This window comes from Synechococcus sp. WH 8016 (assembly GCF_000230675.1).
In the GTDB taxonomy this organism is placed as follows: domain Bacteria; phylum Cyanobacteriota; class Cyanobacteriia; order PCC-6307; family Cyanobiaceae; genus Synechococcus_C.
The window spans coordinates 22,140-45,532 of the sequence record NZ_AGIK01000002.1 but is presented as its reverse complement, the minus strand read 5'-3'; the positions used below and the strand labels follow the sequence as shown (position 1 = coordinate 45,532).

At 52.3% G+C, this 23,393-nt stretch carries 19 protein-coding genes and 1 tRNA gene; 8 read left to right on the top strand and 12 right to left on the bottom strand.

The features are described from left to right. Positions 1–6: 6 nt before the first annotated feature. On the top strand, positions 7–618 hold the full coding sequence (locus SYN8016DRAFT_RS07085; protein ID WP_038014073.1) for a DUF3177 family protein: 612 nt from the start codon (positions 7–9) through the stop codon (positions 616–618). Continuing rightward, on the top strand, positions 608–919 hold the full coding sequence (locus SYN8016DRAFT_RS07080) for a hypothetical protein (protein ID WP_006853659.1): 312 nt from the start codon (positions 608–610) through the stop codon (positions 917–919). The genes SYN8016DRAFT_RS07085 and SYN8016DRAFT_RS07080 overlap by 11 nt, the downstream gene beginning before the upstream one ends. Positions 920–922: 3 nt before the next feature. Here the strand turns inward: SYN8016DRAFT_RS07080 and ileS are convergent, their stop codons facing one another. Further along, positions 923–3,829 (bottom strand): isoleucine--tRNA ligase, encoded by a 2,907-nt coding sequence (gene ileS / locus SYN8016DRAFT_RS07075; RefSeq protein ID WP_006853658.1) that lies wholly within the window; start codon positions 3,827–3,829, stop codon positions 923–925. Positions 3,830–3,854: 25 nt separating this feature from the next. After that, the gene (locus SYN8016DRAFT_RS14245; protein ID WP_006853657.1) at positions 3,855–4,628 is read right to left on the bottom strand and encodes a hypothetical protein; all 774 of its coding nucleotides are present in this window, start codon (positions 4,626–4,628) and stop codon (positions 3,855–3,857) included. Positions 4,629–4,686: 58 nt separating this feature from the next. On the opposite strand from SYN8016DRAFT_RS14245, the gene SYN8016DRAFT_RS07065 reads away from it, so the two are divergent. Further along, a tRNA-Leu gene (locus SYN8016DRAFT_RS07065) sits at positions 4,687–4,768 on the top strand. A gap of 55 nt (positions 4,769–4,823) precedes the next feature. Beyond that, entirely contained in the window at positions 4,824–5,843 is a 1,020-nt protein-coding gene (gene crtR / locus SYN8016DRAFT_RS07060; RefSeq protein WP_006853656.1) for a beta-carotene hydroxylase, read from the top strand. 45 nt (positions 5,844–5,888) lie between these two features. Here the strand turns inward: crtR and gatC are convergent, their stop codons facing one another. From gatC to SYN8016DRAFT_RS07045, 4 genes are all read right to left on the bottom strand, one after another. Further along, the gene (gene gatC, locus SYN8016DRAFT_RS07055; protein WP_006853655.1) at positions 5,889–6,182 is read right to left on the bottom strand and encodes an Asp-tRNA(Asn)/Glu-tRNA(Gln) amidotransferase subunit GatC; all 294 of its coding nucleotides are present in this window, start codon (positions 6,180–6,182) and stop codon (positions 5,889–5,891) included. Continuing rightward, positions 6,179–6,967, bottom strand: coding sequence for a creatininase family protein (locus SYN8016DRAFT_RS07050; protein WP_006853654.1), 789 nt, complete (start codon positions 6,965–6,967; stop codon positions 6,179–6,181). The genes gatC and SYN8016DRAFT_RS07050 overlap by 4 nt, the downstream gene beginning before the upstream one ends. Before the next feature lie 41 nt (positions 6,968–7,008). Continuing rightward, positions 7,009–7,152 (bottom strand): hypothetical protein, encoded by a 144-nt coding sequence (locus SYN8016DRAFT_RS15540; RefSeq protein WP_006853653.1) that lies wholly within the window; start codon positions 7,150–7,152, stop codon positions 7,009–7,011. A 67-nt stretch (positions 7,153–7,219) separates the two neighbouring features. Next, positions 7,220–7,987: a queuosine precursor transporter gene (locus SYN8016DRAFT_RS07045; protein WP_006853652.1), complete on the bottom strand. Its 768-nt coding sequence runs from the start codon at positions 7,985–7,987 to the stop codon at positions 7,220–7,222. Between the two features lie 112 nt (positions 7,988–8,099). On the opposite strand from SYN8016DRAFT_RS07045, the gene SYN8016DRAFT_RS07040 reads away from it, so the two are divergent. Further along, complete coding sequence (locus tag SYN8016DRAFT_RS07040; RefSeq protein ID WP_006853651.1) at positions 8,100–11,315, top strand: type 2 lanthipeptide synthetase LanM family protein; 3,216 nt, start codon at positions 8,100–8,102, stop codon at positions 11,313–11,315. Here the strand turns inward: SYN8016DRAFT_RS07040 and SYN8016DRAFT_RS07035 are convergent. From SYN8016DRAFT_RS07035 to SYN8016DRAFT_RS07020, 4 genes are read right to left on the bottom strand one after another with little or no spacing between them, the layout of a single operon-like run. Then, positions 11,309–13,480 carry an ATP-binding cassette domain-containing protein gene (locus SYN8016DRAFT_RS07035; RefSeq protein ID WP_006853650.1) on the bottom strand — a complete coding sequence of 724 codons (2,172 nt, stop codon included), beginning with the start codon at positions 13,478–13,480 and terminating at the stop codon, positions 11,309–11,311. The genes SYN8016DRAFT_RS07040 and SYN8016DRAFT_RS07035 overlap by 7 nt on opposite strands. Then, positions 13,477–15,687 carry an ATP-binding cassette domain-containing protein gene (locus SYN8016DRAFT_RS07030; protein WP_006853649.1) on the bottom strand — a complete coding sequence of 737 codons (2,211 nt, stop codon included), beginning with the start codon at positions 15,685–15,687 and terminating at the stop codon, positions 13,477–13,479. Before SYN8016DRAFT_RS07030 ends, SYN8016DRAFT_RS07035 begins: the two co-directional genes overlap by 4 nt. Then, positions 15,684–17,090, bottom strand: a complete 1,407-nt coding sequence (locus tag SYN8016DRAFT_RS07025) for a hypothetical protein (RefSeq protein WP_006853648.1) — start codon at positions 17,088–17,090, stop codon at positions 15,684–15,686. Before SYN8016DRAFT_RS07025 ends, SYN8016DRAFT_RS07030 begins: the two co-directional genes overlap by 4 nt. Then, the gene (locus SYN8016DRAFT_RS07020) at positions 17,087–18,592 is read right to left on the bottom strand and encodes a TolC family protein (protein ID WP_006853647.1); all 1,506 of its coding nucleotides are present in this window, start codon (positions 18,590–18,592) and stop codon (positions 17,087–17,089) included. The genes SYN8016DRAFT_RS07025 and SYN8016DRAFT_RS07020 overlap by 4 nt, the downstream gene beginning before the upstream one ends. Before the next feature lie 264 nt (positions 18,593–18,856). Here SYN8016DRAFT_RS07020 and SYN8016DRAFT_RS07015 point away from each other — a divergent pair, with 264 nt between their 5' ends. Then, positions 18,857–19,642: a transposase gene (locus tag SYN8016DRAFT_RS07015; protein WP_006853645.1), complete on the top strand. Its 786-nt coding sequence runs from the start codon at positions 18,857–18,859 to the stop codon at positions 19,640–19,642. 266 nt (positions 19,643–19,908) lie between these two features. Here the strand turns inward: SYN8016DRAFT_RS07015 and SYN8016DRAFT_RS07010 are convergent, their stop codons facing one another. Next, positions 19,909–20,157, bottom strand: coding sequence for a Nif11-like leader peptide family natural product precursor (locus tag SYN8016DRAFT_RS07010; protein ID WP_050802726.1), 249 nt, complete (start codon positions 20,155–20,157; stop codon positions 19,909–19,911). Between the two features lie 159 nt (positions 20,158–20,316). Between SYN8016DRAFT_RS07010 and SYN8016DRAFT_RS07005 the strand changes: the two genes are divergently transcribed. Together SYN8016DRAFT_RS07005 and SYN8016DRAFT_RS07000 are read left to right on the top strand one after the other, a co-directional pair. Further along, complete coding sequence (locus SYN8016DRAFT_RS07005; RefSeq protein WP_006853643.1) at positions 20,317–20,886, top strand: DNA-3-methyladenine glycosylase; 570 nt, start codon at positions 20,317–20,319, stop codon at positions 20,884–20,886. After that, a complete protein-coding gene (locus SYN8016DRAFT_RS07000; RefSeq protein WP_006853642.1) occupies positions 20,883–21,932 on the top strand; it encodes an aspartate carbamoyltransferase catalytic subunit in 1,050 nt (349 codons plus the stop codon). The genes SYN8016DRAFT_RS07005 and SYN8016DRAFT_RS07000 overlap by 4 nt, the downstream gene beginning before the upstream one ends. Here the strand turns inward: SYN8016DRAFT_RS07000 and SYN8016DRAFT_RS06995 are convergent. After that, entirely contained in the window at positions 21,872–23,386 is a 1,515-nt protein-coding gene (locus SYN8016DRAFT_RS06995) for an NAD(P)/FAD-dependent oxidoreductase (RefSeq protein ID WP_006853641.1), read from the bottom strand. The two genes, SYN8016DRAFT_RS07000 and SYN8016DRAFT_RS06995, sit on opposite strands and share 61 nt — an antisense overlap. Positions 23,387–23,393: the final 7 nt, after the last annotated feature.

Here is a 23,393-nt window from a genome sequence, read left to right as displayed (position 1 = left end):
TCCCTGGTGCCCGATCTCCCTTACCGCAGTTTGGTTTGGCTGACCTATCGCTTAGGGGCAACGTTTGCCCTCGGTGTTCCGCTCGTTCTGCTGATCTGGGCAGGGGTGCGGCGTGAGCCAGCGATGGTGCGCTTGCTGGGTCTGTATTGGAAGGTGGCAAGCCTGTTGCCCATCAGCGTGTTGCTGCTCACCGATCGGCGTCCGATCGGCTACGTGATGGCCTTCATCGCACCCGTGCTGATGGCGGTTTCGGTGTGGTTTTGGGTGGATCTCAATGAAGAACTCGCCGACAGCGCCCCGGGGAGTGCCCTCCCCCTCACCGTTCGTATCTGGCGCTGGGCCCTCACTGGATTCGCCTTGCTCGCGGCGGGGATGTCGGCCACCGCATTGCGCTGTGCGGATCAACTGCGTGGTGCTGAGTGCCTGGCTTGGTTGGAAGGTCCCCAGGGTTTGCATCGCGTAGCGGAGCGTTTGTTCGACTTCGTTTTTGGGGGGCAGTGGAGTGAGGCGGTTGCCGCATTCATCGGCTATGTGGCCTTAGTGGCGTATGTGGTGGGGCTTCTCCAGTGGCTCCTCGTGCGCCTGCCGCGTCAGGGGCGGGTGGCTGGTGAGTTCTGATCCGTTGTTGCCGGCCCTTGAAGCGATCAGTCGTGATCGTCCCGATCGCGTCGTGCGACTGCGCGGAACGGTGCAATCCGCTGAACGTGCGGAAGAAGCTCTGGAAGTGTTGATTTTTCGGGGCTTCAGCAGTTGCACCACCCATCCCACGGATTTTGATCCGGACCGCACCGTGCTTCCCGAGGGGGCGAGCGTCGAAACCGCTGAATTGCTGCGCGGTCCACTCAACCCTCAACAGGAGGAGCGCCTGATCGGCCCCCTTCCTCCTGAGCAATTGATCGAAGCAGACCGCTGGATCTGACGCTTAGCGCCGTTCCAGCACGGAAACGCAGCGACCGCAGAGGCTGGGGTGAGCACTGTGCTGACCGATGTCGCTTTCATAGTGCCAACAGCGCTCACACTTCTCGCCTCGAGACAGGGCCACTTCGATCACGGCGAGTTCGTTGTCATCACTGGCCAGCAATTCGGCCCAGGGCTCGCCTCCAATCTGCAGCTGGGAGACGAGCAGCCAATCGCGCAGGCCATCCACCTCTTGATCGCCCTTGCTTTGCAGCCAGTGAAGGGCGTCTTGAAGTGCGGGGGTGCGCGCTTCGAGGCGAACGGCCGCTTCCAGCGAGGCTCCCAGCATGCGTTTGCTTCGGCATTCCTCCAGCACCTTGTTCACCGCGGCACGCAGTTCGCGCAGCTCCTGCATGGGGGCTTGCAGGCTGTCATCGCGCCACTCCTCCGGCACCGTGGGCCAGCCGCTCAGAAACACCGACTCGGTTTCTGTTGGATAGGGGATGTTCTGCCAGATGTCTTCCGCCATGTGGCAAAGCACCGGGGCGATGGCCGCGGCCAGGCGCTCAATGATCAGCGCCATCACGGTTTGGCAGCTGCGGCGACGCTTGTCGGTGGGGGCGCTGACGTACAGCCTGTCTTTGGCGATGTCGAGATAAAAGTTCGATAAATCGGCAACGCAGAAGTTCTGCAGAAGTTGGAAGAAGCGGAAGAACTCATAGCGTTCAAACGCTTCACTGATCTGGTCGAGCACGGTCGCTGTGCGCTGCAACATCCAGCGATCGAGCAAGGGCAACTCACGGATGGCGATCGCATCACGGCTGGGGACGAAATCGTGCAGGTTGCCGAGCAGATAGCGCGAGGTGTTGCGCACTTTTCGATAGACGTCTGAGAGCTGCCGCAGGATGCCTGCACCGATCGGCACGTCGGCTGAATAATCCACAGAACTCACCCATAGGCGGAGCACGTCAGCGCCATAGGCGGGTTCTTGTTTTTGATTTTTACCGCCCTCGATGATCACCATCGGGTCCACCACATTGCCGAGGGATTTGCTCATCTTTCGGCCTTTTTCATCCAAGGCAAAGCCATGGGTGAGCACGGTTCGATAGGGGGCCGTGCCGTTCACGGCCACCGACGTCAACAACGAGGACTGGAACCAGCCGCGATGCTGGTCTGAACCTTCTAAGTAGAGATCGGCGGGGTAGCTGAGACCGTCGCGTTGGCTCGATACAGAGGCCCAGCTGGAGCCGGAATCGAACCACACATCCATGGTGTCGGTGCCTTTACGCCAGAGATGCGCTTCTGCGCTGTGGCTGGGAGGTAGGAGATCAACCTCGTCTTTTTCCCACCAAATGTCGGCGCCGTGTTCTGCGATCAGCGCTTTGACATGGGCGATGGACTCGGCATTGAGCAGCACTTCGCCGGTTTCACGCTGATAAAACACCGGAATAGGAACACCCCATGTGCGCTGCCGCGAGATGCACCAGTCGCCCCTTTCGGAGACCATCGACTCAATTCTGTTTCGGCCCGATGCGGGTAGCCATTGCACGCCATCAATGGCGGTTAGTGCCTCCGTGCGGAAGCCCTCCACGGAGGCAAACCACTGCTCAGTGGCCCTGAAGATCGTGGGCTTTTTCGTGCGCCAGTCGTAGGGATAGCGATGGCTGTAGTCCTCTTGCAGAAGCAGGGAACCGCAGTCCTCGAGCGCCGTGATGATCACGGCATTGGCATCCTTGAGGACGTTCAAGCCTTCGAATCGGCCAGCTTCTGCGGTGAGGGTTCCAGCTTCATCTACTGGGCAGAGCACGGGTAGGCCATGCTTGCGCCCGGTGTTGAAGTCATCGACGCCATGGCCTGGGGCCGTGTGCACCAAACCCGTCCCCGATTCCGTGGTGATGTATTCCCCACCAACAACGATGGCGCTGCGGCGCTCGAGTAGGGGGTGGCTGTAGGTGATGCCAGCAAGATCGGCCCCCTTCACGGTGGCTTTGGCTTGAAGCGGGCGTTCAAGCTTGGAGGCGATGGCGTCGCAGAGTTCAGCTGCCACGATCAGAAACCGCCCTTTGCCGTCATCTGCCAGGCAATAGTCGAGGCGTTCGTTGACCGACACCGCCAGGTTGGCGGGCAGGGTCCAGGGGGTGGTGGTCCAGATCGCCACCTGTAGGCCCTCACTTAGGGCGTTGCTCTGTGCGGGTAAGTCCAAACCCTGCTCGTTGAGTTTGCTGCGTAGGCCTTCGGGGAGATCCACCACAGGAAAGCCCACGTAGACGCTGGGACTGGTGTGTCCGTCGGGATATTCGAGTTCGGCTTCTGCCAGGGCTGTGCGTGAGCTGGGGCTCCAGTGCACGGGTTTGAGCCCTCGGTAGATGTGGCCCTTCAGCGCCATCGTCCCAAAGACGTCGATCTGAGCGGCTTCGTAGTCCTTTTGCAGCGTGAGATAGGGGTTTTCCCAGTCGGCCCAGATGCCCCAGCGCTTAAAGCCGGCCATTTGGCCGGCAACTTGCTTGTGGGCGTAGGCCGCAGCCTTTTTGCGCAACTTGATCGGGGTGAGCGCTTGACGCTGCTCCTGGCTCATGGCCTGGAGCACTTTGAGCTCAATTGGGAGACCATGACAGTCCCAGCCAGGCACAAAACGCACCTTCCGGCCCTGCATCAGACGGTGCTTGTTGATGATGTCCTTGAGCACCTTGTTTAAGGCGTGGCCCATGTGCAGGGCGCCGTTGGCATAGGGCGGGCCGTCATGCAGGGTGAACATCGGGCCGGGATTGTTGCGTCCCAACTCCAGGTCGATGCCTTTGTCTTTCCAGAAGGCTTGAAGTTCCGGTTCGCGGTGGATGGCATTGGCACGCATTCCAAAGCCCGTCTCCAGCAGGTTGAGGGTGTCTTTGTATGACGGGCGCTTATCAGCGTCCTGGCCTGTCTGCTGGGTCACGTTGGCGCTGTAGCAAAGAGAATTATCAGTCTTCGTCGGTGCGATCCGTGCTTGCCTCAGCGCTGGTTTCGTTCAGGGCTTCATCTGGTGCTTCATCTGGGGATTCATCGCTGTTGGACGGTGAAGGCGCCTCCTGAGCTTCCAGGGATGGTTCTGGGCTGTCTGGACGGACCCAGCGCTTCGGGCGTTTTGGCGTGGTGACTTGTGCTTCCGGTGTGACGGCGGCGTTGCTGTCGCCATCGCCACGGCTGTCGCCATTGCCACTGCTGTCGTCGTTGCCACTGCTGTCGTCGTTGTTTTTGGCTTCCTTTTTGTCAGCCGTTCTCGTTGTTTCCTTGATCTCGCCACCGGCAGGGGCGTCTAGGTCTGCCCCTGTGGATGACTCATCAGGGCGGACCCAGCGTTTGTTGGTTCCAGTTTTTGCGGCAGGTTTCAGGCTTTTGAGCGTGTCTGCCGTTGCGCTCCCAAGACTGGCCAAGACGGTGGTGAGTTGTTGCAGGCTGGTGGTCCAGCGTTCCCGGGAGCCAAGTCTTTGTCGTTCCTCATCACTGAGTTGTTGCCAGCGGGCCTGACCGACTTCCGCTCCGAGGCGGCTGATGAGCAAGCCAGCGCAAGCCACTCCCAGCATGGGAGCGCCTCGTAGTCGATCACTGCTGGTCACGAGGACCAGGCCTAGCAGAAGAATGATGGCTCCCCAGGCGCCATCGCGGGGACGACTGAGTTCCGTGGCGAGCAGTGGCAGCAGCAGAACGGCGAGCCCCGCCAGCAAACAGAGATCTCCAGTAAGAGTGGCCAGCATCGATGGATGTGGGGACGACGTTGTCCTCATTCTGGGTCGATGTTTAGGATTCGCTTCTGCCCATCTGGCGGAATTGGTAGACGCGCTGGTTTTAGGTACCAGTGACTTCGGTTGTGCGAGTTCAAGTCTCGCGGTGGGCATTCCTTTTCCTAGATTGGTGTCGCTTGTAGCAGCAGGCAACACAGGAATTTTTCGATGACTCAGGCACTCGCACAACCGGAGAGCTCGGGATCGACGCCCCGACTTCGGTCAGTGCCTAAGGAGTTTGTCGATCCACCGTCTGCATGGAACCCCACCGTTGGACTGTTCTTGGGCGGGTACGGCTTGGCAGCTTTGACGACTTGGGGTTGGTTTGTGGGTGGTTGGCCGTTGCCTCTGCTGCTGATTGGCGGATTTTTAGCGCTCCATTTGGAGGGCACCGTCGTGCACGATGCCTGTCATAACGCGGCTCATCCTGTTCCTTGGGTGAACCAATTGATGGGGCACGGCTCAGCCTTGCTATTGGGATTCAGTTTTCCTGTGTTTACACGGGTGCATCTACAACATCACTCACATGTGAATGATCCCAAGCATGATCCTGATCACATTGTGAGTACGTTTGGCCCTCTCTGGTTAATCGCTCCCAGATTTTTCTATCACGAGTTTTTCTTCTTTCAGCGAAAGCTCTGGAAGCGTTGGGAGTTGATGCAGTGGGGATTTGAGCGCGCCATCTTCTTTACGATCATTGCCGCAGCAATTCGGTTCGACTTTCTGCCTTTTATTTTCAATTGTTGGTTTGCTCCCGCGCTCATGGTGGGAGTCACGCTCGGTTTGTTTTTCGACTATTTGCCCCATCGCCCCTTCCTGTCGCGGAATCGTTGGCAGAACGCTCGTGTGTACCCGGGACGTACGATGAATTGGCTAATTATGGGCCAGAATTATCATTTAGTGCATCATCTTTGGCCTTCTATTCCCTGGTTTGAATACAAGCCTGCTTACGAGGCAACAAAGCCCCTTCTTGATGCAAAGGATTCTCCGCAAAGGCTAGGAATCTTTGAAACGCGGTCTGATGTCGTCAATTTCTTCTACGACATCTTGATCGGCGTGCGCAGCCACAAGCCGCGGGGAAGCAAGATGCGGCCGGTCGCCAAGCTTTTGCCCAGCAGGCGCTTGAAGCGAGCTTGGCTTTCGCTGTTGCGGCGCACAGCCGTCACTCCGGCACGCATGCGTTTCTAGCTCGTAACGTGAGCGTGCCGCTCATGCTGTTGTGGCTTGTGCTGTTTAGTCGGCGAGGATCTTGGGCACGCGGAAGAAGTCTCCTTCGCGCTGGGGGGCCTGATCGAGCAGCTCTTGGCGCACATCTGTGACCACAACGGTGTCTTCACGTGTTGCGTTCACCACTTCTACAGCGCGTGTCGTGGGTTGAACCCCTTCGGTATCCACCGCTTGAAGTTGATCCACGTAATCGAGAATCCGTTCCAGCTGCCCCGTATAGGTGGCGATGGTGTCTTCAGGTAGGTCAAGGCGGGCAAGTTTGGCCACCTTGCGAACGTCGTCGGCGGTGATCTTGCTCATGCAGCGGAGAGAAAGGTTTCAAGATCTTCGCGCAGTGCCGAAACCGCCGTGGTCAGCAACTCTGCTCCATGTTCTGGTTTCGCGAGATAGGGGTCAGAGCCCATGCGGCCATCGGGATAACGTCGCCGAAAATCGGCTGGGCCGTGAATGGCTCCGCATGGGGCGGGTTCCGGTAAGGGCCGTTGCTTGGTGATCAAGCTGTCGTGAAGATGAAGGGTGACGGCGATTTCACTGGGGGTGGCATGTTGGCCTTCACGATCGCCATACAGCTCTCGGGCTTGGCGCATCACAGGCCCTGCCATAAACCAGTTGGAAAGTCTGCAGCGCAGTTTGGAAGCCACCGGAAGTCCTCGGCTGGCGGCCGTTCCATAGGCCTGGGCAAAGGCTGCTTTGGTTGTGGCCATGTTGCCTCCATGGCCATTCACCACAAAGATTCGCTCGAATCCATGGATGGCTAAGGACAACACAAGGTCATGCATCACCGCCATCAGGGTGGCTGGTTGAAGACTCATCGTGCCCGCAAAGCCGAGATGGTGTTCGGCCATCCCATAGGCCTGAGCAGGAGTGACAAGCACTCCGCTGCGACGACCAAGCTCAAGCGCTACAGCTTCTGCTGTGAGCGCATCAGTCCCTATCGCACCTGTGGGTCCATGCTGTTCTGTGGAGCCAAGCGGAATAATGATTCCTTTGCAGCCTTTCAAATAGGCCTCAACGTCTGGCCAACTCTGAAGAGCCAAACGAATGGCTTCGGTGTTGGCCGCAGGGCCAGGCAGGGTGGCGTTCATGCCATCTCGATCAGTGGCTTGATGATCGCTCAGCTCGCGCCTTAGTGCGCTGTGCCGTTGCCGTCGTACTTGTCGGTGTTGTAGTAGCCGCCTCTGGTCCCGAAGTAGAAGGTGGCAATCACGAACAGTCCGCTGCCAAAGACCAAGACGGTCCCGAGATTGAAGCCAGAGAGGGCGGCGTCCATGGTTAGAAGGTCAGTTCTTTAATCATGCCAAGGACTTGCGCACTGAGCTTCATTGGTGCGCTGATCGTCACCGGAGTCGCGCCGATCTCATGGGAATGATCTCCTTTCCGTCTCCCGGAACATCAAGCCAATCGCGTAACCAGGCGGTGAGCCAGATGAAGGGAAGGGTGTCAGCAAAAGCGGCGAGGGCTTTGAACAAATAGCCGCTGGCGATGAAAGCTCCCAGCTGAGGAAGCACCGCTTCTCCGGCGCGGATGGGCAACACATGGGCGGCGTAATGGCTGATCAACACCACGGCACTGGTGTCCACCAATTGGCTCACCAAGGTGGAGCCGTTGTTGCGGAGCCAGAGGGCTTTGCCATTGGTGCGTTGTTTCCAAAAGTGGAACAAACGAACATCCACAAATTGGGCCGTGAGGTAAGCCGCCATCGAGGCACCGATCGACCCAAAGGCCAGGCGTTGAATTTCAAAAAATGTGGATTCTGGAGCGCCGTTGAGGCCTGGCAGGAGGCCTCCCAGCCACAGAATTAAGACCACCCATCCATTCAGCAAAAGACCGACCCACACCAGCTGAGTGGCTCGCTCCTCACCCCAAAGCTCACTAATCAGATCGGTGCATAAAAAGGTGACCGGATAGGGGAGGGCGCCAATGGCCACCACGATGGGCCAAGATCCAATCTTGCCGAGCGCTAGAAATCGTGTCAGGCCAAGGATGTTTAGCATCCCCAGGGTGCCGAGGAAGAGTCCGGCCAGCACAAGAAACACCATGTCGCGCCGGGCTTGGATTTGGCGTGTGGTGGTTGTGGCTGATGTCGACATGGGGTCGTCGTTCATCGTTGGCGTCCTAATAGTTTGATCATCGGTTTGTGTTGATGCGTCAGCTGAGAGGGCGCGGTTGGATTGGCTTGTCTTGAGCACACTGGATTGTGCTGAGTGCTCTCTCCCCATGGGTCAATCTGCTCAGTCCTGGGTTTCTCTCTGGCAAGCGGCGGTGGCGCCGGATGAGCCTCACAAGTTTGCGCGGCGTTTGTCCTGGGATGGTCTGTCAGAAGGGGAATTTGAAACGTGGTTGAAGTCGGACGGTACGGAGAATCAACAAGGGAGCTCGGATTGGCAGAACAGGCTGGCTCTCGTCTCTGAGTTGCTGAAAGAGGCATGGGATTTGCCATTGCTGCCCGTCTCTTCCGAAGACGATCAGCTTCCTTTTTTGGACCTTTGGCAGCCCTTGCATGCGCCTGCCATTGCCTGGCTGCAAGAAGAGATCGGTTCCAGCGTGCGTGATCGACGGATTGCACCGGCAGCGTTGTCGCAGCTGGCCGATGGCTTGATGCAGCGTTTGTGCTCTATCGGTGAGCAGGTGTTGTGGTCTTGCTTTTCTTCTGAGCGCACGCCAGGCACGATGCTCCTCGCTCACCTGGGTGCTGCCGGTGATGGCTCTGGTCCTCCTGTGCGTGAGCATTACGAGGCGTTTGTGCAACGTCATCGCCGCGATGGCTTGCAGTTGTTGCTGCTCGAGTTTCCTGAGCTAGGCCGATTCGTGGGCACGGTGATTGAGCTCTGGTTGCAAGCATCGGTAGACATGCTTGAGCGAGTGAGTTCGGATCGTTTGGATCTTGAGTCCAAATTTGGGATTCCAGCCCATCTGTGTTTGGACGGAATTAAGCAAGGATTGAGTGATCCACATCGCGGCGGTCGTGCCGTAGCGATTTTGAGTTTTGGATTGGAGGCTGATGAAACTTCAGCTCTAAAAGTTGTGTATAAGCCGAAAGATATGGGGGTTGATGCTGCTTATCAGCGGGTTTTGTTGGATCTCAATCAGCGCAGTGATTTGGCTCCGTTGAGATTGCTGGAGATTCATTGTGGCCAAGGTTATGGCTATATGGAATATGTGTCGCATCGGATTTGTGTCGATGAGAAAGAGTTGGAACAGTTTTATTTTAATTCTGGACGATTGACGGCTGTTCTTCATGCTCTTGGCTGTACGGATTGTCATCATGAAAATCTGATCGCCTGCGGAGATCAGATGCTCTTGATTGATACCGAGACCTTGTTGGAGGCAGATGTTCTTGATTATGTGAATGATGCATCTTCACAGCTTGACCTGATCACACCATCGGGGTTGCAGAAGCGCTTCCAGCGTTCCGTGTTGCGATCGGGGCTTTTGCCTCAATGGATGTTTCTTGGAGGACACAAAATAGCCGTTGATATCAGTGCTTTTGGTGTGACGCCTCCGAAGCATAAAAAGGCAAAGATGCCTGGATGGCTTGGCCTTAATAGCGATGGGATGATGCCTGGACGCATCAATGCGGATGCTGAAATGCCAACAAGTTTGCCAGTGGGAATAGGTTCAAAAAATGTATTTGACCACTATCTTTCTCGATTCCAAAAAGGATTTAAAGTGCAATGTGATGAGCTCATCTCTGTGCGTGATGCCTGGCTTCAGCCAGGTGGGGTTTTGTCGTTGTTTATCGGATTGCCTCGCCGGATTGTGTTGCGAGCGACCCGGGTTTATTTTGCGATCCAACGCCAACAGCTTGAGCCAGAAGCCTTGCGTTCTCCCTTGGCACAGGCTTTGAAGTTGGAGCAGCTGGCGCGCAGTTTTTTGCTTGCAGAATCGCGACCTCATCACTGGCCAGTTTTTGCTGCTGAGCTGGAGCAGATGAGGCAATTGGACATTCCCTTCTTTACGCATCCAATTGATGGTGATGCTCTGGATCTTGATGAAGCTGACTGGCAGCTTCCTGGCTTTTTGGAGACGAGTGGCTTGGCCTCTGCCCATGAACGTTTGGTGCAGCTCTCCCCTGAAGAAATTGAATTCCAGATGGAGTTAATTGCGGGTTCCTCTTCTGCAAGAGTCTTGCTTGAATCTGAGGCTGAAGTCCAGAAATCGTCATCTTCAGAGGTTGATGGTTCAATCAATCATGAGACTGCTTCTGATCGGACTAATGAGGTCGCTGTTGCGATCTTCAATCGCTTGGCTCAGATGGCGATTCGTGATTCCAATGGCCAGGTGGAGTGGCTTGGGATGGATTTAGGCGCGGATGGGGAAAATTTCTCGTTTGGGCCGGTGGGCTTGTCGCTGTATGGCGGATCGATCGGAATTGCGTGCTTGGAGACGTGTCTGCGTCAGCAGGACATCTCCCCTGCGATTGGTGATGCGTTGTCCAGTTCCATTTTGATTGGAATGGAACCATTGATGAGCCAGCAATCAGGCGATTCACGTCTGCGCTGGTGGAGAGATCAGTCGCTAGGAATCAGTGGATGTGGCGGGATCTTGCTTGGATTGCAGCAACTTGGTAGGCGTGCATGGGTGGATGTGTTGGTGGATGCTGCGCTCCCGCGTTTCATCGCGGCCGATCAGCAATTGGATGTGATTGGTGGGAGTGCGGGGTTGATTGGCTCTTTATTGGCTCAAAAGTCTGAGGGTGCTCTGCGCTTGGCCATGACCGCCGGTGATCATTTGCTGGAGAGGCAACAAGAGCAGGGCTGTTGGCTGTCGGGTCGAGACACCCAAGGCCTGCTTGGCTTCTCCCATGGAACAGCCGGTTATGCAGCGGCTCTTGCTCGCCTGCATGTTGCAACAGGTGAGGAGCGTTTTCGGCGGGGAGCGGAAGCGGCTTTGGCCTATGAGCGCAGTTTCTTTCAGGCCGATCAGGGCAATTGGCCTGACTTTCGTGATCCATTAAAGGCCGCTGATGCTCAGCCCTCTTTCATGGTGGCGTGGTGTCATGGCGCTCCAGGGATCGCTCTTGGCAGGGCCTGCCTGTGGGGGACTGATCTTTGGGATCAACAGTGTGAGGAGGAAATCAAGATCGCCATCCAAACCATCTCGGCTCAGCCTGAGCCGAGGATGGATCATCTCTGTTGCGGAGGCCTCGGCCTCATGGCTGTGTTGGAAGCTGTGGTTAGTGGTCCTTGGTGCACGGACGTAGAAACGTGTTCGCTGGCTGCACTGAAAGCCAATCGTTATCGTGCTTCGGTGCTCGATCGGTGCAGCGGTGGAAAGCTGGATTTGCGATGTTTTCAAACTCAGGAAGGCTCTCTGTTCCTTCCTGGATTAATGACTGGTCTGAGTGGAATGGGCTTGGCCATCATGAATAATCCATCATCCCAAAGGATGCTTTGGGGCTTGATGAGTGCTGGATTGTTTCCTCATCAATGACTGGCGAGCATCCGTTTTAAATAGCCATGATTTTTGAGAGAATCCCAGCTGCCTGATTCGGTTGATTGGCCTTTCTCAAGAATCACGATTTGATCAGCATTTTGAATGGTTGATAGGCGGTGGGCAACGCTGATTCGGGTGATGCCGAGGTTATTGATTGTTTCTGTGATGTGCTGTTGCGCTTTGTTGTCGAGAGCGCTGGTGGCCTCATCCATGATAAGAACTTTTGGATTGGTAATCAATGCTCTGGCTATAGCAATGCGTTGCACTTGCCCTCCTGAGATGTTTCCGCCTGAATCACTAAGAAGAGTTTCTAACTGCATGGGCATCGCTTTTACTTCATCTGCGACGGCAGCTTTTTCGAGAGCATCCCAGATTGCGCTTTCGTCGCGTTGAATTCCACCGCAGATGATGTCATAAATTGAGCCTGAATTGAGCCTTGCTGTTTGCATCACCACTCCCATTTGTCTGCGATAAGAGCGGATGGAAAGTTGTCCGAGAGGAATTCCATCAATCAGAATCTCTCCAGCCTGAGGGATCGTGAAACCCAGAAGCATGCGCACTAAAGTGGTCTTCCCACAGCCACTTGGCCCAGTAATCGCCGTATGCGCTCCAGCAGGAACTTTGAAGCAAAGATCCTTAAAGAGGGGTTCAGAGCTTCCAGGAAATTCAAAGGTGATGTGTTGCAGCTTAAATTCTCCATGTAAGTGATGATGGAGTGCACTTGATTGGTATCCTTGCTCAACATCGGCATACATCACGGGTTCTGCTCTCTTCCAAAGCACAGCGGCGCGTCCAGCGGTATTCGCAATCAAATTCACCGCATTGGTCACAGCACTATTGAAGCTGGTAAATGCTGCATTGAACGATATAAAAGCAACAATAATTTGATTCGCATTGGCCTGATCTGGGCTTGTGAGGATTCGATAGGCAACCACTGAAAAAAGGAACAGCGATGAGAGGGGAGACACGACTGTTCCATATTGCTCAATGGCATCGTTGTAGATGTTGTTGCGCAATTGGATTAGGGCATAGCGATTAATCTCACGCATCCAGCGCAAAAGGAGGAAAGGTTCTGCCCCAGCGCTACGAATTTGTGGCATGCCCATCACGGATTGTAATGAGAAGTTGGTGATCTCAGCACCACTTTCGAGCAATGGTAATTGTAATTGAATAGATTTCCATGTAATCCCTAGAAGGCATATAACAGCTGTTAAAGTAAAGGCTGAGGCCCATAATGCCAATTGCTTGTCGTAGATAAACATCAGCACGAAGTAGCTTAGCGAAAACAGGGTTGACAAAAGTGTTGTCAACACTCCACTTCCCAAGAGTTGGCGAAGCTGGCTAATAGAATTGACTCTAGATGATAGATCTCCTGTTGAATATTGGCTAATAAAACTCATCGGCAAACGCATGAGCCGGTCCCAAACGGCTGATTGCAACCTTAAATCGGCTACACTTTCAAGCCTAAGCATCATCAAGTTTTGAAGAAAAGATGTTGTGACGGAACCAATCACGATGAGGACGACGACGCTGACTCCCTCTACTAGCAATTGTTGGTCATTTTGGGGCAGTACTTTGCTGACTAGTGTGTTGGTTAAGATCGGGATGGAGAGGTTAAACAACATCACGACTCCAGACGCTGCAAGAAGAGCTGATATGGGACCAAATTCTGATAAAAAAGCAAAGCTTAAAACCGAAAGAGGTCCTTTTACGAGTGTAGGTAATGAGGGGTATATTTCATATGCATTATCTGTTAGACCGGTTAATTCAGTGGCGAGAATATGTTTTTGTTGGTGACCGCTATAAAGCCAATTTTCGCCGTTGGCTCGATAGAGAGCTAGGGGTTCTTGATTGCTTTCGTCAAACACAATCATCAATGGGAATTCGCTGTCATTTGTAGGATCAAGATCCCAGTGGCGTGTGCTCAAATCACGGGGAGCGATTACCGATCGATGATGAATATCGTTGTAGTCAAGCAATTCAACAATGCTGGCTCCTACCAAAGGCTCAATCTTTTGATCTCGACGTCCTAGCTTATGAAGACAAAACCCAATCAAGCGCATCTCAGGGTGATGATCATCGTCTGGAGGAAGACTAAAAAGTAATTCTTCTTCTAGGTTTTGTGCCGCTGAAAGAGCCTGTCTAGATTCTTTTATGGTCATGATTTCATCCCTATCGATTCAGCTTTCTCAGATTGGACTAAATCATAAAAAGCAGATTTATTTGACATCAATTTGGCTGGAGGGCCGTATTCGATAGCATCACCATTTTGCATTACTAATACAGCGTCACTTCTTAAAGCAGCGTCAAGTCGGTGCGACACATTGACAACCGTAATTGCCTTTGCCTTGAGAGTATCAAGCACTTTGGACTGAGTAGCGTTATCCAATGCGCTTGTTGCCTCATCAAATAGAAGAATGCTCGGTTGACGCAAAAGTGCTCGGCAAATCTCTATTCGTTGGCGCTCTCCGCCACTCAAATCTTTGCCATTGTCTTTGAGCTGTCGTTGAAAGGCTTCTGGATGATTGCTAATTGTTGAAAGAATCTCAGAATCTTTTGCTGCGACTTCAAGTTCACTCAATCTATATTTCGGATTCCAAAGTGTAATATTGTCTTCAATACTTGCGTTAAAGATAAACACCTGCTGGGGAACGTAAGCCAAGCTACTCCGCATCGTTTGGTCGCCATGCTCTTCCCAGGCTTGATGGTCAAATAAAAGCTCACCGGAAGATGCTGTATACAGTCCAGCTAGGATTCTAATTAAGGTTGTTTTTCCGGACCCACTACTTCCAACAATGGATAACTGAGAGCCTGCTGGTATCGATAAATTCAGATTCTTAATGAATGGTTCTGCAGTTGGAGTGAATCCAAAATTGAGATTTTTTAGTTCAATATTCCCTGCGAGTTTTGTTGAGACTTTTTGATGTTTTGTATTGCTTTCATCAAGAAGTTTAAAGCTTCGTACTAATGGATCGTTGTTGTTTTTGCGTAGATCTTCTAATCTCCCCAAGTCTCCAATAAGCCTTTGGATGGCTGAATTGATTTGAGGCAGGGTCGAAATAGGTGCTGTGATTTGACCTTGCAGGAACTGGAAAGCTACAAGTGTGCCTAGCGATATCTTTCCTGCAATGATTAGAAATCCGCCTGCTGCGATAATGAGAGCATTAAGGAGGAAGCTACTACCACTAGCGGTGATAGTAGATAAAGCCATTTGCGCTCCTAATTGTTGATTTTGGATAACTACATTCCCAAAACTGCCTTGCCATTGGCTTAGGAAGTCAAATTCCAGACCAGAGGCTTTCAGGGATTCAATGTTGTTGATACCTTGTAGTCCCTTTCCTTGAGCTTTTCCTTCTTCAATGGCTAACTTTCGATTGGCGTCATAACGTTGATCTGTAAGCCACCAGTTCAACCCTAAATTGCCAGCCATGATCGTGAGCACCAGGAGTGCTAACCAATGGGAGATTGCAAATGCAAAAATCAGAACGAGTGATGCAATCCATATCGAGCTCATGAAACGTACAAGCCTTGCCACTAAAACTTGAGTTGTTTCCATTCCAAGTAGTAACCTGCTCGCGATTTCGCCTTGGAAACGGGTTTGATAGAAGTCGAATGATACTTGAAATAATTTTCTGAATAGATCTGCCGTTAGTCTTTTTGAAAGCAATAGTTCCATTCGTCTTAGGATTACGAACTGGATTCCTAATAAGGTAAGCCATCCAATAATGCTTAAGAGTAGAAGCCAGATGATTGGTATTCCAAAATAAAGACGTTGATTTTGTAGAAAACTGTCAATGAATGTGGAGGTTAATCCAGCTACTAGTAGCGTTAAAATTGCTTGCCCTGTTGAAACAACCAGGAGTTGAAATAAGGATGACTGATATGGCAAAAGTGTACGGATGAGACTCCATACCAGGGTTGGTTGCTTCCCTTCTGCAATGAATTCTGGCCCTGGTTCGAATTCAAGGACGACCCCTGTAAAACTGTCGAGAAACTCCTCCATTAGTACGCGCACCCGTCCTTGTGCCGGGTCACTCAAATAGGCATGGTTTCCTTCAAAGCCTTCTACAACGAGGAAATGATTAAACCCCCAAAACACAACACATGGGAAGCGGCCCTCTGCCTGGAGCTGATCACCAGAACAGCGATAGGCACGAGTCTTGAGTTTGTATTGACGTGCACCTAGCAAAACCTGTTTTGCATTGGACCCATCCCTGTTCACGCCGCAGGCTGCTCGCAACTCGCTTAGCTCAACAATTTTTCCGAAATAATCAAGGATTGTGGCGAGTGAGGCCGCTCCGCATTCGGCGGCTTCGTATTGCAAGCGTGTTCGTGCTTTCACGCGTTTGCGTTGCAATGTTTTATTCATCGATTATCACTTTGATCGGTTTCAGCGCGGCTTCCTTGCTTAGCCGCTCCTTTTGGTGCTTCAGGTGGGGTAATTCCAAAAAAGCTGCGAATTGCAGGAATGACCAAGGAGATTGGAGCTACTTTTCTTGTTGTAATTTCTACACTCAATGAATCGCCCGGTGTTGGGGGATAGGGAAGGTCTGAATCGGAACTCCATCGATAGCCTCCACCATTGATCGGGCTTTGATCACTTTGTTCGAGCGCTACGACAGCCAGTGTCGGTACAGGTTCCTCAGACACAATGGATTGGGCTAGGGCTTTCACGCCAGTGCGTGCTTTCACTTCTTGAAGTCCGCTAGGTAATTTGGCCATCGATACAACTTTTCCGCGTATCCCCCCCACTTCTGAACGCTTGTATCCCGACGGTGTTGCTAGTGCTTGCATTCCTGGAAAGACCTGTGCCATTTCCTTGCTACTCAGAAAAACTGGAACCATGACTGGTTGATCAAGTTGATTGTTGCTCAGTTGCATCAGTACATCCCCTTCTCCAACCCCCTCTCCATTATTCGGAATAATGCTTGAGATGTAGAGATCTTGTCCAGCATAGATTAATTGTTTGTTGATAAGCTTTGCTGTTTGACCTCGCAATGAAGAGTATGACTCTGCAAGCTTATTTATAATTTCAATTAGCTGATCATTGTTGTTGAGTATCTGCGACTTTACGTTGTCAACCTGTGACTGCTCTTGCAAGATGCTCTGCATATTGACAAACCCCTTTTTTGCTAAGTCATTCATGCTTTGTAGATAGGAGGATCTGCTCTTTAGCTCCTTTCCTAAGATGATTTGTTTGCGCTCGATATTTTCTCTTTGAGCTTTATTTGTTGCTATGGCTCGTTCTACATCTTCAATGGTGCTGCTCAGTCGCTCCAGCTCACCTGATGACTGAATCCACATCATGAGCTGCCCTTTTGGCACTTTTAGTCCAGTAAAGGTTTCTTTGAGATTGCGAGCGAAAATTTCAGATGCACTGCTTCCTGACGCTAAAGATACGGTGTTGTAACTCTCTTCATAGATAGACTTTGCCAGCTTAAGGAGCTCTTCATTTGTAACTTTGTCTGGGGAAGTTGCAAAATATCGAGCTTTTTTATGCCACTCTTTTTGTGGTTTGTTAAACATGTAAACTGCGCTTCCATTGGTTCCACTTAAGCTCGCGTTGATTGTACTGACCGGTAGCAAGACACCACTTCCTTGTACACTCACAGGAATTCTGGCGAACGTTGCCCATACTCCACCCGCTAATGCGATAAGCGCACCCAATCCGAGCGTTGCTCGCAATGGCGGAGTGAGTAAAGTTACCGGTCCGTTTCGATCCCCACTTCTGTGGCGTTGTTTCAGGGCTCGATCGTTGAAAAGTTGGCTCATGGCTTGGTTGTTTGGTTATTTGTTTTGACTCTTAACTCCACATCTTTATAGCTATCTAAAGGCCAATTTGCCGAATAACGATAAAGTTCAGCAATCGAGTTGTTGTAGTTCAGAGTAGATTGTGATTTTTGTACTGCTGCACTAGAAAGAAGACCAATCGCTTGTACAACGCTAAAAATATCTCCTACGCCCACATCCAATCGTGCTCTTGCTGCTTCTTGGGCGATTTCCGCACTGCGATAGGCCTGCTCCGCGCTTTTGATCCCTATCCGTGCGGTTTCCATTTGACTATAACTTGATTGAACCTGCTGGGTGATTTCTAATTTTGATAAGCTTGCTTCAGCGAGGAATTTGCGGCTCTGGGCGAATTGTGATTGTGCATTTGCTGCACTAATTCCTCCATCGAATGCATTCCATCGAAAACCAATGCCAATGGCTCCTGACCATCTTTCTCTATCATTAATTCGATTTGTTCGTGGTTGTTCTGTGATGAGTGTAGTTTGAAATCGATTGGTGAGATCTAGATTGCCATCTGCTTGAATCGAAAAGACTGGTAGGTATTTCCTAAGTGCTGCAATCCCCTCCCATTCTGCAGCTTCTGCTGCTGCAATGCTTGCAAGTACTTCTTCGCGTTGTTTCAGTGCTTCATCAATGGTCTGATTTAAATCTTGTGTCCATATCCCTTGAGGAGCAGCTTCCTTGTTTGGAATTGCAAGTTTTCCAGGTGGAAGTGCAAGGCTTTGAGCCAGTCTTCCAGCTTGTATGTTGTAACTTTGCGTATAGCCTACAAGTTGATTGAGCTGAGAGAAGAGTTGGGATTCTGTTTGCGCTACGTCAAGTATTGTTGACATTCCAATCGCTTGTCTTGCTTTTTGAATATTTAATTGTTGCCTGTTGATGGCATAGATTGCCTTAAAGCTTTCTATTAGTTGAGCGCTGCTTTGAATGGCATAATAATCTTGTTGGATTCTTAAAATTAGATTTCTTGCGCTTACGTTGAATAATAGTTTTTGCCTTCTTAATTTATCTTCTGCTGCATTGATGTCTGCTTGTCTGCTGAGATCAAGAAAGTCCCAGCTGACAGTTGCCCTTGCCTGTGTACTGTAAGTTTCTGATGTGGTTTGGGTGGTCGAGAGGTCCCTCTTTTCGGCATAGTTGTTTTCTACAAATGTCTCCCATCGATACCCTGTGAATGGTTGTCCACCGTTGAGACTAAGCTTAGGGAACCATCTTCTCTTTGCTGCGATGAGTTGCCATTCAAGAGCTTGTATGTCTCTAAAAGCAACTTCTAAGTCTGGATTGTTTTTTACTCCAAGTGCAATCGCCTCTTCAATATTAATGGCAATACTGTTGTTTTTTGTGTTGTCTTGTAGTCTTTCCAGCCTGCTGACGAGTTGATCTGAGTCAGTTTCTGGAATCTTTTGAACAAGATTACTAATTGGTTCTCTTGTTGTTTTGTTATTATCACCTGTCTTTAGTTCTACCGATTTTGTTGGCAGCACGACCAATGCCAGCAGGCTTGCAAGAGCTGAGGTTCGAGCAAAAAGTCTTATTGTTCTCTCCTCAGGTGCTCATTCTTACGATCTTAAGCTGGTTTTTTGATTTGTAAAGGGCTTCTGATGCTACATAGCCTATTTTTAAGCGAATTGTTTGGTTTTATGTTTGGTGAGTCTGTGATCCCTTATCTGGTTTTGATTTGGATGAGCCTAGATCATGATTTAAGTGCAAGTTGATAGTGATAATCAGCGAACCTGGTCGTTTATTGAATGGGTCGATCATCTCGTCGGCTTCCTCTAGGACATTCCTTTCACATCACGCTCAGATGCAACAGCCGTCAGTTTTTGATTGCTAAGGGATTGAGGCGTGATGTGCTTTTAGCAGTGCTCGCCAAGGCACAAGGCAAGGTGCCCCACAGGTTGTATGCCGTTTGTTTGATGGCAAATCACCTGCACCTGCTTATCAAACCTGATGATGCACGCCAACTGCCAAAGCTGATGCACTGGTTTGGCTGGTATTCAGCAATGGCACTCAACCGCCTGAGTGGTCGTTGCGGGCACTTTTGGGAAGCCAGGTATTACGCCACTGCCATTGCGCCTAAAGACCACAGGCGAGTGCTCAACACCTTGCGGTATATCCACGCCAATCCAAAGGCAGCAGGAATAAGAAAAGGGTTTTATGACCCCTATTCCAACTATGGGCACTACGACAGATTGGCGAGTGATGGCATCAGCGAATGGCACCCAAGTTTCCTGCAACTGGCGCCAACATTGGAGGGATGCTCCAAGCGTTATGAGCGTTTCTGCCAGAAGTATTGTCATCACGCCAAAGGTGCTCCCAAGTGCCACTGGGGCTCACGGATGCTGAAACGGCTGGTTGAAAAAGGTAGAAGCAGTCAAAGCAGGAAGAGCCGGGTCTCACCAGGACAGCAGAAGTTACCCTTTGCATTTGATATTCGGCTCAATCAAATACCAGAGGAGTGGCATCAGTTTGCGGTGAGATTTAGACGAGCCAATGGCATTCGTGATGGTGATCAAATCTTCAAGCTGTGGTGATTAATCTAGGGAATATAAATACTTTTAGAGTAAATTAAGTCAAGGGTAGATTCGTTGTGAATATGTATAACTATTTCTGATTAGTTCCTTCCAAATAAGTCATCAAGGCAACTTTCTACTTTGTAATGGTGCCAGGTATCAAAGGCTGATTTAAGGGTTTATGGTGTTGATTGAAGAAATAAAAAACCCCTACGGCGGCAGGGGGTTTGAGTGTGCTAACAAGTGAACATTTACTTAAGTGAACATTTACTCTGATCAGATTCCGATTAGCCCCAGCCCCAGTCGCATAGCCACCCAGTAATCAGCTCATTCTTGTTCCCTCCAGCTACGCCTTCCAGCTCTCGTTCTGAAAGTTCGGATTGAGCCTTAGTTAGATCATCAGCAGAAATAATGAAACCTGCTTCTTTTGCAATCGCAGTAACAGCATTGGCATCAGCAGCTGCTTTGAGTTTCTCCTGAAGGCTGGTGTCGCCTTGAACCTTTTCAAGGAACGCTTGGAGTTGCTCTTCTGACATCAGGGAAAGAATGTAGATCATTCAATTGTCTCTTATTCAAGCAGCGTTGTCAGACTTAGGTGAAGAAAGGTTGTTGCTCCAGCCACGCCCATAGCCACCCAGCCCATCTCCAAGGATTTCCCAGCTCTACCCAAATCCTTCTTCTGCCGTCCTGCCGAGGTGGTGGGACCTGAGTTGATTGGCTGTTTATTAGTGAAACGCCAACTTTCTGGGGAGTTGCTGTGGGGCGTGATTGTGGAGACGGAGGCGTATTCCCAGGATGAGCCTGCCTGCCACGGCTATCTCCGCCGCTCACCGCAAAACGAAACCCTGTTTGGCGAGCCAGGGCGGTTTTATGTGTATGTGAGCTATGGCATCCACCACTGCGTGAATGTGGTGACGGATCGCAGTGATTGGGCCAATGGTGTGTTGCTTCGTGCTGTTGCCATGCCTGGCGAGCCTGAACGGGTTGCGGCGGGGCCTGGTTTGCTGTCCCGTCGTTTTGAAATCAGCCGCGTTCATGACAACAGCTCCGCCTGTGGCGAGAATGAACTGTGGTTGGCCCCAAGGCCCTCCGTTCTCAACAGCCTTGAGCTTGTGACCACCACGCGGATCGGAATCTCTCAGGCCCAGGACTTGCCCTGGCGTTGGTACAAGCGGGCCTCCCGCAGCGTGAGCCGGCGTGCCAAAGGTGATCGGATGCCTGCTTTGAACCAGGCGTTCATTCCACCGCTGGAGTGGCAGCGATGAGTGGGTGGTCGCACCGGCATGTGCTCGATTTGGCGGCGTTCTCGCGAGACGACTACGCCACCGTGCTCGAGCTTGCCCATCGTTTTCGCTCGATGCCGGTGACGGGCGCTCGCAAACTCCCGGCGTTGCAGGGCCGATTGGTGGCCACCTTGTTTTTTGAGCCCAGCACGCGTACGCGCAGCAGCTTTGAGCTGGCCGCTAAGCGCTTGTCTGCTGATGTGCAGAGTTTTTCCCCGTCGAGCAGCTCTCTGAGCAAAGGCGAATCCCTGCTCGATACAGCGCGCACCTATGTCGCGATGGGGGCGGATGTGCTGGTGATCCGTCATCGCTGCACGGATGTCCCCGCCCAGCTGGCCCATGAGTTGGATCAAGCCGGCGAGCGCACCGTTGTGCTGAATGGGGGGGATGGTCAGCACAGTCACCCCAGCCAGGGTTTGCTCGACCTCTATACGCTCGCGCACCATTTCGATCCCCATCGCCCTCAACCCGAGGCCTTGCAGGGCAAGCGCATTGGGATTGTTGGCGATGTGTTGCATTCGCGCGTAGCGCGCTCCAACCTCTGGGCTCTCAGTGCCTGCGGCGCGGATGTGGTGCTGTGCGGGCCGCCCAGTCTTGTGCCCGATGCCTTCGCAGACTTCTTGCATGCTCCTCCGCCTGGGCAAGCGGTTGATCCTGTCCCTCAGCGTGGAAGGCTGCAGATCAGCCGCAACCTGGATGAATGCTTGTCGGGTGCGGACGCTGTGATGACGTTGCGTTTACAACAAGAACGCATGACCGATCATCTGCTCACGGATCTGGATCGCTATCACCGTGACTATGGGCTCACCCATGAGCGGTTGCGACGCTGCTCTTTTTCAGGCCCTGTGCTGCATCCAGGCCCTGTGAATCGTGGGGTTGAAATGAGCGGTGCCCTCTTGGATGACCGCTCGATCTGCTTGGTGGAGGATCAAGTTCGCAATGGAATCCCGATCAGGATGGCGCTGCTTTATTTGATGGCGGCGTCTGATCCTGTGGCGGATTCATCGCGGGCTGCTTCGCCATCCTGAACACGCACACCAGACACGGACTTGGAGTAGTAATCCATGGCTGCTTTCAGTGCCGCATCTGGAGCGGCAATCGAGGGGCCACTGCCGCTGTTCATTGGGAACGGTGCGTCTGCAGAGTCGAGACCGATGTGCTGACATGGCATGCCTGTGAGCAGCATCGATGAACGTTGCTGTGACAGAACCGCAAACATCCACTTGATCAGCAAGGACCAGCGATTTTCTCGATCGGGCATGAAAGCCAGGTGTGCGGCTGCCCAAACCGCCCAACCTGGGCTCCCGCTGAATTTGAAGCCGCGCAGATCAGCAACGGCCGCAACACGATCCAGCACAGCCATGCTGCCGAAATCAAACCATTTGAAGTTCGGGCGCTGGCGTCCACCGATGATCGCTGCGATGTCCTTGCCGACGAAGCCCCCAGCTTGCGTTGCTGGTCCGGCCATGCCCGGTAGAGGATTGCCCGTGGAGGTGTGTTTGTAGCTGCAGAGATCGCCCACGACCCGAATCTCTGGATGGTCTTTCACGCTGAAGTCGGGTTGAACGATGACCCGACCACCACGATCCAATGCACAATCGATCGAGGCTGCAAGGGTCTTGCCAAGGTGAGACGGGCGCACCCCGGCCGTCCAAATCACGGTTGCCGCTTGGATCGTTTGCTCGCCATCTGGAGTGCCAACGCTGACCTCTCCCGGCTGCATGCTCTGAACCCGCCCTTTGAAGAGGGTTTCTACCCCAAGAGATTCCAGTGTCTTTTGGGCAGAGGCCGATAGCGACTCAGGCATCGCCCTCAGCAAGCGATCGCCCGGGTCGATCACGATAATTCTTGAATCATCAGGATCGAGCTGTTTGAACTCACGGCGCATGGCATTGCGCATTAATTCGGAGGTGGCACCTGCCATTTCGCACCCCGTAGGGCCCCCTCCCACAATCACCACGGTTTGAAGAAATTTGCGCGCCGCTGGATCAGGTGTTTGCTCTGCCTGCTCCATGGCCATCAGCAAGCGACGACGAATCTCCTGGGCATGCTCAAGAATTTTCATCGGTGGCGCAAAGGTGCGCCATTCTTCATGGCCGAAATAGGTGCTGCCTGAGCCCGATGCCAGCACTAAATGGTCGTAGCTGATGACCTTTTCGCTGAAATTGATTTGTCGCTTCTTGGCATCTAATCCCTTCACTTCCCCGAGCAGGACCTGAACATTGCGCTGCTTGCCAACGAGCTGTCGTAGGGGTGTTGCCACATCTCCGGGAGCGACGAGCCCCGTTGCCACTTGATAGAGAAGCGGCTGGAACAGGTTGAAATTGCGCTTGTCGATCAAGGTGATGCGCACCTCTGCCTGGGCAAGTGCTTTGCAGGCGCGAACTCCAGCAAAGCCTCCTCCCACGATCACCACATGAGGGGCGTTGCGAAGACGTTCTTCTGGTGGTTCGAGCTCGAGGAAGAAATGCTCAGCAGCCATGGTCCAC